Raw genomic sequence first — 12,118 nt, forward strand, 5'->3', positions numbered from 1 at the left:
CTGCTGGATAGCCGCCACGCATGAATCCGATCGTCCGCTGGTTCCACCAACTCGGTTCACCTCCGACCTTCGATCGTTTCGCCGCGCGCTGGTCCCGCGTGTTCTACGCCGCAGCGGTACCGGTGCTGCTGATCGGCCTGTGGCAGGGGCTGTTCGTGGCGCCGCCGGAACAGAACCAGCACGATGCCTTCCGCATCATCTACATCCACGTGCCCAGTGCCTGGATGAGCCTGTTCGTGTTCGCGCTGATGGCGGCCTATTCCGCCATCGCACTGATCTGGCGGATCAAGATCTGCGAAATCCTGGCCATGGCCTGTGCGCCGATGGGCGCCGGCTTCACCCTGATCACCCTGCTGACCGGCAGCATCTGGGGAAAAGGCACCTGGGGCACCTGGTGGGACTGGGACCCGCGCATGACCAGTGAGCTGATCCTGCTGTTCCTGTACCTGGGCGTGATCGGGCTGTACCACGCCATTGAGGACCGCCGCAGCGCCGCGCGCGCCGCCGGGCTGCTGGCGATCATCGGCGTGGGCCTGCTGCCGGTCATCCGTTATTCGGTGGACTGGTGGGGGGCACTGCACCAGCGCCAGTCGATCAATGTGTTCGGCGAAAACGCGGTACGCCCGGAACTGATTGCGCCGCTGTGGTGGATGGTGGTGGCCACCAAACTGTGGTTCGTCGGCTCGCTGCTGGCCAAGGCGCGCGCCGACAACATCGCCCGCGAGGCCGGCAAGGCCTGGATCGGCGAACGCTTCGGCACGCCAGCGGCAGCCCGCCACACGGAGCCACGGCCATGACCCACCTGCCCTATCTGATCGCAGCGTTCTCGGTGTTCCTGCTCGTGCTGGGCTGCGATGCGCTGGGTTCCTGGCTGCGCCTGCGCCACGCCCGGCAACAGGCACAGCGCCGCCAGCAGCGGTTGCAGGCGCGCAGCAATGGCCCGGCAGCGGCGCCGCTGGCCACCGAGCTCAGCCGATGACGCCGGTGCAGCGACGCCGCATGGTCTGGGTAATGCTGCTGCTGTTGGCATCCGGGCTGGCGACCACCCTGGTGGCCTTCGCTCTGCAGCGCAATATCGCCTATCTCTACACCCCGTCTGAAGTGCTGCGCGGGGATGTCGACGCGCAGTCGCGCTTCCGCCTGGGCGGCATGGTGGTGAAGGGTTCCTTCGATCGCCCCAGTGGTTCGCTGCAGGCGCATTTCGTGGTGACCGATGGCGATGCCACGCTGCCGGTCAGCACCGATCGCATCCTGCCGGACATGTTCCGCGAGGGCACCGCCGTGGTCGCCAGCGGCCGCCTGCAGGATGGGGTGTTCGTGGCCGACGAAGTGCTGGCCAAGCACGATGAGAATTACGTGCCCAAGGAAGTGGCCGACAAGATGGGCGATGCCCATCGCAAGCACGACGTGCCGGTAACGGCGCCCGAGGTGCGCTGAGTGCTGCCGGAGCTGGGTCAGATCCTGCTGTTGTGTGCGTTGCTGGCGGCGCTGCTGCAGGCCGGCCTGCCGCTGGCCGGCGCCCAGCGCGGCAACAGCGCCTGGATGGCCACCGCACGCCCGGCCGCCTTCGCCCAGCTGCTGCTGGTGGCCGCTGCCTTCGCGGTGCTGACGGCGGCCTTCGTGCAGCAGGATTTTTCGGTGCGCTACGTGGCCGAGAATTCCAATTCGCTGCTGCCGCTGATCTATCGCTATTCGGCGGTGTGGGGTGCGCACGAGGGTTCGCTGCTGATGTGGGCACTGGTGCTGGCGCTGTGGACCGGTGCGGTGGCGCTGTTCTCGCGGCAGCTGCCGGCGCCGGTGCAGGCCCGCGTGCTGGCGGTGATGGGCGTGGTCAGCGTCGGCTTCCTGGCCTTCCTGATCTTCACCTCCAACCCGTTCCTGCGCCTGAATCCGGCGCCGCTGGAAGGTCGCGACCTGAATCCGCTGCTGCAGGATCCGGGGCTGATCATCCACCCGCCGATGCTGTACCTGGGCTACGTCGGGTTTTCGGTGCCCTTCGCCTTCGCCGTGGCCGCGCTGCTGGAGGGCCGCGTGGATGCACGCTGGCAGCGCTGGACGCGGCCCTGGACCAACGTGGCCTGGGGCTTCTTGACGCTGGGCATCGCGCTGGGCAGCTGGTGGGCCTACTACGAGCTGGGCTGGGGCGGCTGGTGGTTCTGGGACCCGGTGGAGAACGCCAGTTTCATGCCCTGGCTGGTCGGCGCCGCACTGATCCATTCGCAGGCCGTCACTGAAAAGCGCGGCACCTTCGGCAGCTGGACCCTGCTGCTGGCCATCGCCGCCTTCGCGCTGTCCCTGCTGGGCACCTTCCTGGTGCGCTCGGGCGTGCTGACCAGCGTGCATTCGTTCGCCGCCGACCCGTCACGTGGCCTGTTCATCCTGATCTTCCTGTCGCTGCTGGTCGGTGGCAGCCTGGTGCTGTACGCGCTGCGTGCCGGCCGTCTGGGCATGGACAGCGATGATCCACGCCGTGGCTTCACCGCCACTTCGCGCGAGACCCTGCTGCTGGGCAACAACCTGCTGCTGGCCACGGCCTGCGCCATGGTGCTGCTGGGCACCCTGTACCCGCTGCTGGCCGATGCCTTGTCGCTGGGCAAGATTTCGGTCGGCCCACCGTACTTCGGCAGTCTGTTCCTGCTGCTGATGGCACCGCTGGTGCTGCTGCTGCCGTTCGGGCCGCTGGTGAAGTGGCAACGCGACCAGGCCTCGCGCGCCCTGGCCCTGCTGGCACCGTGGATGGGGCTGGCGATCGTGCTGGGTGCGCTGGCGTGGTGGCAGGCGCCGCAGAATGGCTGGAAGGCAGGGCTGGGCGTTGCGGCCGCGGCCTGGGTCGGCCTGGGCACCGCGCGCTTCGTCTGGCAGCGGCTGCGCGGCAATGGCCGCTTCACCGCCGAAATGCTCGGCATGATCGTGGCCCATGGCGGCATGGCGGTGTTCCTGGCCGGGGCGCTGCTGGTGGAAGCACTGAACGTGCAGCGCGAAGTGGCGCTGGCGCCGGGGCAGCAACTGGTCGTTGGCCGCTACGAAGTCCGCTTCGAAGGCGTGGACCACCGCGAAGGCCCCAATTTCGTGGCCGACCGTGGCCACCTGCGGGTGTTCCGCAACGGCCGCGAGCAGGCCCTGCTGCACCCGGAAAAACGCCAGTACGCCAGCGGCGGCCAGGTGATGACCGAGGCCGGCATCGATGCACGCCTGAACGGCGATGTCTACGTGGCATTGGGCGAGCCGCTGGGCAACAATGCGTGGGCGGTACGGGTGCACATCAAACCGTTCGTGCGCTGGATCTGGCTGGGCGCACTGCTGATGGCACTGGGCGGATTCATCACCGCCGCCGACCGCCGTTTCCGTCGTCCGTAGGAGTTTTCATGTCGTCGTCCCCTGCCCCGCGTCCGTCGCGCCCGCTGCCCCCCATCGCCATCGTCATCGGCGTGCTGTTCTTCTTCGGCCTGCTGGGGTTGATGGTGTACGGGGTGATGAAGTCGGGGGATCCGCAGCGCGACGTGCTGCCTTCGGCGCTGATCGACAAGCCGGCCCCCGCCTTCGCGCTGCCGGTGCTGCACGACCCGAGCATGACCGTGCGCAGTGAGGAACTGCGCGGTGCGCCCTACCTGCTGAACGTGTGGGGCAGCTGGTGCGCGGCCTGCCGCGAGGAACACCCGGTGCTGACCCGCTTCGCCGAAAGCAAGCGCGTGCGCGTGATCGGCTACAACTGGAAGGACGAGCCCACCGATGCGCTGCACTGGCTGGAGACGCTGGGCAACCCGTTCATGGTGGTGCTCAGTGACATGGAAGGCCGTACCGCGATCGACTGGGGCGTTACCGCTGCGCCGGAAACCTTCCTGGTCGATGGCAGTGGCATCGTGCGCTGGAAGTACAGCGGCGCGATGACCCAGCAGGTGGTGGACGAAAAGCTGATTCCCGCGCTGCAGAAGATCGAAAAGGCCCAAGGCCATGCCGATACCGGCCTGCACGGCAATCCGTAACGCGCTGCTGGCGCTGCTGCTGTGCGCGGTGCTGCCCGCATTGGCGCAGCAGCCGCTGCACGACCCACGGCCGCTCGCCTTCCGCAGCGCGGCCGAAGAAGCCCGCTTCCACGACCTGGCAGCGCAGCTGCGCTGCGTCCAGTGCCAGAACCAGTCGCTGGCCGATTCCAACGCACAGATCGCTCAGGACCTGCGCCGTGAAGTGCTGCAGTTGATGCAGCAGGGCCACGACGATGCACAGATCAAACAATTCCTGGTCGCCCGCTACGGCGAATTCGTGCTGTACCAGCCGCCGCTGCAGCCGGGCACCTGGCTGCTGTGGGGCGGGCCGTTGCTGATCCTTGGCGGCGGTGCCCTGCTGGTGCTGGGCATCGTGCGCCGGCGCGGCCGCACAGTGGCACCGGCAGCGGCCGACCGCAACGCCGATGAAGGAGATGGCTGGTGAGCTACACACTGCCCGTGCTGGCCGGCCTGGTGGCCGCGGTGATGGCCGCGCTGGTGCTGTGGCCGCTGCGTCGGCAGGGACGCCGCGGTTACGTACTGGGCGTGTTCGCGCTGGGCGTGGCCGGTGCCTGCCTGTACCTGCTGGTGGGCGACCCGCGCGCCGCACAGGTGCAGCCGGCACCGTCGGTGGCGACCCTGCGCGAGGGTGTAACGGCGCTGCAGCAGGCCCTGCAGCGCGATCCGCAGCGTGCCGATGGCTGGGCACTGCTGGGCCGTTCACAGACCGAACTGGGCGATGCACAGGCGGCGGCCGATGCCTTTGCACGTGCCGCAGCATTGGCTCCGGACGATGTCGGCGTGCTGGTGGAAGCGGCGCAGGCGCGCGCGCAGGCCGATGCCGGCAAGCAGTTCGATGACACCGCCATGGCGTGGTTGCAGCAGGCGCGGCGGGTGGCACCGCAGGCCGAGCGGGCCAGCTGGCTGCTGGGCATTGCCCTGCGCCAGCGCGGCCGCAATGCCGAAGCGGCCGAAATCTGGAGCAGCGTGCTGCCGCAGTTGGAACCGGGCGCCGCGCAGGCCCTGCAGGCGCAGATTGCGATTGCCCGCGAAGCCGCGGGACAGTCAGTCGATCCTTCCACCAGGGCGGCACCGGCGTTGCTGCAGGTGCAGGTGCAGCTGCCCGACGCGGTGAAGCACGGCGACTGGCCGGCCAGTGCGCAGGTGTTCGTGCTGGCCCGCGCCGTGGGCGGCCCGCCGATGCCGGTGGCGGCGCGCAAGCTGCCGCTGACCGCCTTCCCGGCCACGGTCGGTCTGGGCGACGCTGACAGCCCGATGCCGACCGCACCGCTGTCGGCGCACCGCGAGGTGGAGGTGCTGGCGCGCATTTCACGCAGCGGCAGCGCCAACCGTGGCGAAGGCGACCTGCAGAGCGAGGCGGTGCGGGTAACGCTGCCGCATGACGGCGTGGTGGAACTGCGGTTCCCGTAGATCGCGCACCGCTGCGCTCGCCCATTCAACATCACGCTATCCGCTGCCTGGCGAAGGGCACAGCGCCGTCGAGGGTCGTCCCTCCAGCGTCGTGCGCACCAGATCATCTACCTCGCGCCAAGGCTTGATGGAGCGGGCCAGATAGGTGTACTCCACGCCCACCCGCCCCTTCCTGTACCTCACAACGCAGCTCCGGGACGCACCGTACGCACCCGGCTCGCTGTCACACTTGCCCTGGAAGGGAAACTCTCCCGGGCGGTATGCCTGCGATGGCGCGGCCATGAAGTGGAATCCGTAGTTCATTCGGAGGGTCGGATCGCCACGCAGTACGATAAGTCCCTCAGCGGGACGCTCCGTCCGCGAGAGCCACTCCCGCTTCGAAAAATCCTCCCAGATCGGTGCAGGCGGCGGATCGCACCTCAGGTAAATCTTGATCGGTGATTCCGCCACTGGATCCAGGCAGCTTGCATAGAACGGGTCCAAGCTGGCGAGCAACAACCTCACCCCGACGTCCCGCTCCGCGGAAGGACCCAGGGAAAGCTTCAAACCGCGGATATCGGAAGGTGCCGCGCCCCTCTGGACCAGCGGCATCACCTCGCCGCAGAACGACAGTACGCCGTCCTTGAAGCTTGGCTGGTCAGCCGGCTTCAACCGCACTGATGCACGCGCCTTACCAGGCGCCACCTGGCCCTCAGGTTCGGGCTTGCACCCCACCAGCAGTACCGCACCAACCCACAGGGCTGCCATTGTCCAATGTTTCATCGCACTCTCCATCAGCGCACTACCTCACACCGTTGAAGGGGCATCGAGGCGTCGAGGGCCGTCCCTCCAGCGTCGTGCGCACCAGATCATCCACCTCGCGCCAAGGCTTGATGGAGCGGGTCAGATAGCTGTAGCCCACGCCCACCCGCCCTTTTCGATAGTTCACCACGCAGCGTTCTGATTCGCGGTCCACACCCGGCTCGCTGTAACACTTGCCTTGGAAGGGGAACTCGCCAGGACGGTACGCCTGAGATGGCGCCGCCATGAAGTAGAAGCCGTAGTTCATCCGGCGGGTCGGATCGCCACTCAGTACTACAAGCCCCTCTGCTGGGCGCTCTGTGCGCGATAGCCAGTCCCGCTTTGCGAAGTCCTCCCAGACCGGTGCGGCCGACGGGTCACATCTCAGGTAAACCTCGATCGGTGATTCCACCGCTGGATGCAGGCAGCTCGCCCGGAACGGATCCAGGCTGGTGATCGTCAATTCCACCCCGACGGCTTTGTCGGTCAGAGGACGCACGGAAAGTTTCAAACCGCGGGTATAGGGAGGTGCCGCGCCCCGCTCGACCACCGGAATCACCTCCCCACAGAACGACAGTACGCCGTCCTTGAAACTTGGCTGGTCAGCCGGGTTCAACCCTGCTGCAGATGCGTGCTTCGTCCTGCCGGGATCCGGCTTCGTCCTGCCGGGATCCGGGTCAGGGAGCCCGGGCCTGCATCCCACCAACAGCATCGAGCAGAGCCATATCGCTGGTGTTGTCCATGATTTCATTGCTCTTACCTCTTTCCTATCTTTTACTTACATCGCCGGGCCACACCACACGAGAACCCGGCCCCCTCGTTGCTCCACTCAATGTGCAGCCAGGAGCACGGGCGCGGAGAAAGGGCCGGGGAGGTACTGCGAGGCACCCGCGCCCGTGGCAGCCGTTCCCGCATGCGCAAGGGCGGACACCAGCAGATCCACCTCGTTTCGCGATGCAGCCGCCGCCCCCGCCGCGAGCGCTTCCACATCATCGACGCTCAACCAGCGGTCAAAGCCGATGCTGATGCCGTCCAGACGGCGTTGCGAATCGGCATACCAGCCTTCCACCGTGATTTGATCCTGACCGTCCCCGATCACCACATCCAGGTTGTCACCGGTCCTGCGGAACAGCACTGTTTCGTTGTCGAACAGATGCAACTCCAGCTCGTCCCTGCCCCTGCTGTCGAGATTGTCGATCACGTCCTGCCCGTGACCGACAGCGAACACGTACCGGTCGTCGCCTTCGCCACCGACCAGTCGATCATTCCCGGATCCGCCCAGCAGTTCGTCGCTCCCCTCACCTCCCAGCAACAAATCGTTGCCATCGTTGCCAACCAGCCGGTCATCACCACCCAGACCAGACAAGGTGTTGTCGCCAGCGTTGCCACGCAGCTCATTGGACTGCGCATTGCCGGCACCATGCAGGGCATCACCGATGAGCGCCAGGGACTCCACATGGTCGGTCAGGGTGTAATCAATGGAGGCCATCACAGTGTCACCGCTGCGCCATGCACGCGCGTCAGGTACCAGCACTGTCTCCAGGCTGCGCGCTACAGCGAAGCGCGACAAGACTGAAACTCCGTCATCACCGTCCTCGATCACTACGTCGCCGGAACTATCCACGTAGTACAGATCAGAGCCGCCACCGCCTCGCATGATGTCGTCACCCGCGCCGCCGATCAGCGTGTCTTCACCCAAGCTGCCGAACAGAAGATCATTGCCATCGCCACCGTCGATCCGGTCACCTTCCCAGCTGTCTTCGCCCTCCGCGGTGGCGTACAGCGTATCGCCACCCGCGCTGCCAATGAGGACGTTGGACAGTCGATTGCCGCGGCCCACCAAGCCTTCGCGCTCGAGTACCAGCTGGTGCAACTGCTCACCCAGGGTGTAGTCGACGCTGGCACGCACCGTATTGGTCTCATCGTCGCCAAAGCCGCGCGGGCCTGACTCGACCACCATATCTCCGACATTGTCGACGACGTAGGTATCGCTGCCGGATCCGCCATACATGGTGTCGGCCCCCTCCCCACCATCCAGCAGGTCATCACGGTCGCCGCCGTGAAGCACATCGTTGCCTGCGAGGCCGCGAATGACGTCCTTGCCATCACTGCCCGCCAGGACATCATCACCGGCGGTGCCGACAAGGATCTGATCGCCAGCCACCACACGCTGGGCAATTTCAACAGATGACCAACGGGTGCCGTCGACGAAAAGGAACGTTTCGATGGTGTTCCGGCCGGCGAAGTATCCGGCCATCTCCACCTTATCACCGTCCGGGAGCCGCACCACCAGGTCATCACCAAAACGCAGCAGCGTGACATCGGTCGTGGTGACCCCCTGGGTGAAACGCAGCGTATCCTGCCCCCCCTCATCGCCGATGCGGAGGCTGCCATACCCGCGCCCAAGCACGTAGGTGTCGTCCAGCCGCCCCCCGTTCATCAATACATGTTCCAATCGTCCGGACGCACTGCGACCAACCTTGCCCGGATCGATGTAGTACGTCGTTTCGCCACCGCCCAGGAAGTTGTGTCCGCTCCCCTTCGACCCGATCAGATAGGCGGTCCCATCGCCTTCGTGGGCGTATCGCGTGCCCTCGTAGACAAGGGAGATGGCCGGCACGTCAGGCCCAAGGCCGGCGTCGATGGCAGCGCGATCCCAGCGGCTTCCATCCGCGAACCGAATCGAACCGATCGGGCTGCCTCCCACGTTCTCGCTGTCGCCAAACTGGTTGAGTACCACCAGACGATCTTCGGTACCCTTCAGCGTGAGCACCAGCGCATTGCCGGAACGCGCCAGCAAGACCTGCGACGCCTCTACATCTGCCCCCAACTCAATCACATCCAGGTCGTCGGCTTCGCGGATCCCATTGACAATGAAGTCAAAGCCGGAACCAAAACCGAACCGATAGACGTCGCTGCCTGCCTCGCCGGACAACAGGTCACTCCCAGCACCGCCCTCGATAATGTCATTGCCTGCCCCACCGAATACGATGTCATTGCCGGCGTCACCGGACAACGTATCATCGTGTTCCAGCGCGCGGATTTCATCATTGCCGGCGCCCCCTTCAATGACGTTTCCCGGCGCGGTCCGGAATAGGATGTTGTCGTCATAGTCGGTGCCCTGTGAGGCCATCCGATGCAGGTCTGCAGACGTCCATACGGTTCCGTCTGCGAACTCGACCACATCCACGCGGTCGGAAATGCTCCCCTTAGGCGTGTCGAAGTAGTGGGAGATGATGACCCGGTCACCACTCACGCGGTTGATCAGGTGAAGTTCGTCGCTATCCGCGCTCTCTCGCACCACAGCGTACTCGGAGGCATTGATGGTCGCATCAAAGACGACCCGGTCGGTGTCTATGTTGAACTGATGTTCGGTGATCGTATCGACGCCGTGGCCGCGGCTGAAAAGATACGTGTCGTCATTACCGCCACCCCAGAGGATATCGTTGCCAGTCCCGCCGATGATGGTGTCGCGACCCCAGCCTCCGAAGATGTAGTCGTTGCCCACATCGCCCTGGATCCAGTCGTTGCCACCGCTGCCGTACAGGGAGTCATCGCCCTCTCCGCCGAAGAGTCTGTCATCGCCCGAGCTGGGATGCTCCTGACTGCTGATGGTGACGCGGGTATCACCGTAGCAGATCGTGAAGCAGCACCTCATCTCCAGCTATGCGGGCAATGATGAACGCGGCCCCGTCCTCGCCCAAGGCGAGTGCTGGCAGGTTGGCGCTGCTGAGGCGTGCAAGCGGCGTTGCGGCCACGCGCGCCTTCAACCCCAGGCGGCGCGCCATCAGCACCAGCGTTGTTTCATCGAGCGGCTTGCGCCCCAGTCCAGCATCGTGACTCAACTGATCCGCACTGGCGGCAATCCCATGGAACTGGGCCAGCAGCACCAGTCCCTGCAATGCGAGGGCTGGCTGATCAGCCAGCGGCTCGCCCTCCGGCACCGACGGTGCGAAGCTCCCCTTTGTCATCACTTCCCTGTACGCAGCGCGTGCGGCCCCTAGAACGGCGGCGAGAATGGGATTGCCTCTGGTCAACTGTCAACGGGGAAAAACGACTGGCATCAACGTTCATCCGGCCGCCGGCCAGCGGCCGGCACCAGCCTTGCCTGTCCCAATAGAAGCCAGCGTGTCGCCTGCTGCACAGGCGGCCCCGCTAGAATGTGCGCATGACCGAATTCATTCCGCCCGGCACCCGCTTCCATGCCCTGCCCTCGCCGTTCCCGTTCAAGCGCGGTGGCGCTCTGCACGGCGCCTGCGTGGCCTACGAGACCTGGGGCACGCTGGCCGCTGATGGCCGCAACGCGATCCTGATCGTCACCGGGCTGTCGCCCGATGCCCACGCGGCGGCCAATGACGACAACCCGGCCCCGGGCTGGTGGGAAGCGATGGTCGGCGCGGGCAAGCCGATCGACACCGACCGCTGGTTCGTGGTCTGCGTGAACTCGCTGGGCAGCTGCAAGGGCTCCACCGGCCCGGCCTCGCTGAACCCGGCCACTGGCGAGCCCTATCGCCTCGACTTCCCGGAACTGTCGGTGGAAGACGGTGCGCGCGCAGCCATCGAGGTCGTGCAAGCGCTGGGCATCGAACAGCTGGCCTGCGTGATCGGCAATTCCATGGGCGGCATGACCGCGCTGGCGGTGCTGATGCTGCAGCCGGGCATCGCCCGCAGCCACATCAACATCTCTGGCAGTGCGCAGGCGCTGCCGTTCTCCATCGCCATCCGTTCACTGCAGCGCGAAGCCATCCGCCTGGACCCGCAGTGGAACGGCGGCCGCTACGACGATGCGCACTACCCCGAATCGGGCATGCGCATGGCGCGCAAGCTCGGGGTGATCACCTATCGTTCGGCGCTGGAATGGGATGGCCGCTTCGGACGCGTGCGACTGGATTCGGACCAGACCGACGACGATCCGTTCGGCCTGGAATTCCAGGTGGAAAGCTATCTGGAAGGCCACGCACGGCGCTTCGTGCGCTTCTTCGATCCGAACTGCTACCTGTACCTTAGCCGTTCGATGGACTGGTTCGACCTGGCCGAGTATGCCGACGGTGACGTGCTGGCCGGGCTGGCGAAGATCCGTGTCGAAAAGGCGCTGGCCATCGGCGCCAACACCGACATCCTGTTCCCGGTGCAGCAGCAGCAACAGGTGGCCGACGGCCTGCGTGCCGGTGGCGCCGACGCGCGCTTCATCGGCCTGGACTCGCCGCAGGGGCACGATGCGTTCCTGGTCGACTTCGAGCGTTTCGGTCCCGCCGTACGCGATTTCCTCGCTGGTCTGTAAGTGGCTTGGCGGCGCAACCTGGCCGTGGCCGCGTTCGGCGCCTTGATCGCCCTGGCCATCAGTGGCGTGCTGCCCGCATGGGCAGCCGGCTGGTGTGCGCTGGCCAGTGCGGTGTCCTTCGGTCTGTATGGCCACGACAAGCGCGCGGCACAGCGCAGACAGTGGCGCATTCCCGAACGCACCCTGCAGCTGCTGGCCTTTGCCGGCGGCTGGCCGGGCGCGCTGCTGGGCCAGTCCGTGTTCCGCCACAAGCACCGCAAGGCGGAATTCCAGTGGGTGTTCTGGCTGTGCGTGCTGGCCAACGTGGCCTCGATCGCGGTGATGCTGCGCGAGTTTTCGCGGTAGCCGTTCGAACGACGCGGCACGACGCCAGTAGATCCACGCCATGCGTGGATGTGCCGATCGGCACGCCATCACGCAAACGGCCGCCGGGCATGGCCCGGCGCTACCAGGCGGCGCGACACCAGTAGATCCACGCCATGCGTGGATGTGCCGGTCGGCACGCCATCACGCAAACGGCCGCCGGGCATGGCTCAGCGCTACCAGGCGGCACGACACCCGTAGATCCACGCAATGCGTGGATGTGCCGGTCGGCACGCCATCACGCAAACGGCCGCCGGGCATGGCCCGGCGCTACCAGGCG

Annotated in this window: 13 protein-coding genes; 9 read left to right on the forward strand and 4 right to left on the reverse strand. The window is 66.1% G+C overall.

The genetic code is table 11. The features are described from left to right. The first annotated feature begins 20 nt into the window (after nucleotides 1–20). The 7 genes from ccmC to C1931_RS13030 are packed head-to-tail and all read left to right on the forward strand — an operon-like array spanning nucleotide 21 to nucleotide 5,414. Nucleotides 21–797, forward strand: a complete 777-nt coding sequence (ccmC, locus tag C1931_RS13000; RefSeq protein WP_108756655.1) for a heme ABC transporter permease CcmC — start codon at nucleotides 21–23, stop codon at nucleotides 795–797. Next, a complete protein-coding gene (gene ccmD / locus C1931_RS13005; protein ID WP_108753608.1) occupies nucleotides 794–979 on the forward strand; it encodes a heme exporter protein CcmD in 186 nt (61 codons plus the stop codon). Before ccmC ends, ccmD begins: the two co-directional genes overlap by 4 nt. Further along, the gene (gene ccmE, locus C1931_RS13010) at nucleotides 976–1,437 is read left to right on the forward strand and encodes a cytochrome c maturation protein CcmE (RefSeq protein WP_108750109.1); all 462 of its coding nucleotides are present in this window, start codon (nucleotides 976–978) and stop codon (nucleotides 1,435–1,437) included. Before ccmD ends, ccmE begins: the two co-directional genes overlap by 4 nt. Continuing rightward, the gene (locus C1931_RS13015; RefSeq protein ID WP_108756656.1) at nucleotides 1,438–3,357 is read left to right on the forward strand and encodes a heme lyase CcmF/NrfE family subunit; all 1,920 of its coding nucleotides are present in this window, start codon (nucleotides 1,438–1,440) and stop codon (nucleotides 3,355–3,357) included. An 8-nt stretch (nucleotides 3,358–3,365) separates the two neighbouring features. After that, nucleotides 3,366–3,983 (forward strand): DsbE family thiol:disulfide interchange protein, encoded by a 618-nt coding sequence (locus C1931_RS13020; RefSeq protein WP_108753610.1) that lies wholly within the window; start codon nucleotides 3,366–3,368, stop codon nucleotides 3,981–3,983. Continuing rightward, on the forward strand, nucleotides 3,952–4,428 hold the full coding sequence (locus C1931_RS13025) for a cytochrome c-type biogenesis protein (protein WP_108756657.1): 477 nt from the start codon (nucleotides 3,952–3,954) through the stop codon (nucleotides 4,426–4,428). Before C1931_RS13020 ends, C1931_RS13025 begins: the two co-directional genes overlap by 32 nt. Next, nucleotides 4,422–5,414, forward strand: a complete 993-nt coding sequence (locus tag C1931_RS13030) for a tetratricopeptide repeat protein (RefSeq protein ID WP_108756658.1) — start codon at nucleotides 4,422–4,424, stop codon at nucleotides 5,412–5,414. Before C1931_RS13025 ends, C1931_RS13030 begins: the two co-directional genes overlap by 7 nt. A gap of 36 nt (nucleotides 5,415–5,450) precedes the next feature. Here C1931_RS13030 and C1931_RS13035 read toward each other — a convergent pair whose 3' ends face one another. The 4 genes from C1931_RS13035 to C1931_RS13050 form a co-directional block, all read right to left on the reverse strand. Then, nucleotides 5,451–6,176: a hypothetical protein gene (locus C1931_RS13035; protein ID WP_159095498.1), complete on the reverse strand. Its 726-nt coding sequence runs from the start codon at nucleotides 6,174–6,176 to the stop codon at nucleotides 5,451–5,453. A gap of 19 nt (nucleotides 6,177–6,195) precedes the next feature. Continuing rightward, nucleotides 6,196–6,810, reverse strand: a complete 615-nt coding sequence (locus C1931_RS13040; protein WP_159095499.1) for a hypothetical protein — start codon at nucleotides 6,808–6,810, stop codon at nucleotides 6,196–6,198. 213 nt (nucleotides 6,811–7,023) lie between these two features. Then, nucleotides 7,024–9,852: a calcium-binding protein gene (locus C1931_RS13045; protein ID WP_108756661.1), complete on the reverse strand. Its 2,829-nt coding sequence runs from the start codon at nucleotides 9,850–9,852 to the stop codon at nucleotides 7,024–7,026. After that, on the reverse strand, nucleotides 9,821–10,165 hold the full coding sequence (locus tag C1931_RS13050; RefSeq protein ID WP_234412819.1) for a cysteine peptidase family C39 domain-containing protein: 345 nt from the start codon (nucleotides 10,163–10,165) through the stop codon (nucleotides 9,821–9,823). Before C1931_RS13050 ends, C1931_RS13045 begins: the two co-directional genes overlap by 32 nt. Nucleotides 10,166–10,362: 197 nt before the next feature. Here C1931_RS13050 and C1931_RS13055 point away from each other — a divergent pair, with 197 nt between their 5' ends. After that, nucleotides 10,363–11,475, forward strand: coding sequence for a homoserine O-acetyltransferase (locus C1931_RS13055; protein ID WP_108756662.1), 1,113 nt, complete (start codon nucleotides 10,363–10,365; stop codon nucleotides 11,473–11,475). Continuing rightward, nucleotides 11,476–11,820: a DUF1294 domain-containing protein gene (locus C1931_RS13060; protein ID WP_108756663.1), complete on the forward strand. Its 345-nt coding sequence runs from the start codon at nucleotides 11,476–11,478 to the stop codon at nucleotides 11,818–11,820. Nucleotides 11,821–12,118: the final 298 nt, after the last annotated feature.

The sequence above is a fragment of the Stenotrophomonas sp. YAU14A_MKIMI4_1 genome (genome assembly GCF_003086855.1).
In the GTDB taxonomy this organism is placed as follows: domain Bacteria; phylum Pseudomonadota; class Gammaproteobacteria; order Xanthomonadales; family Xanthomonadaceae; genus Stenotrophomonas.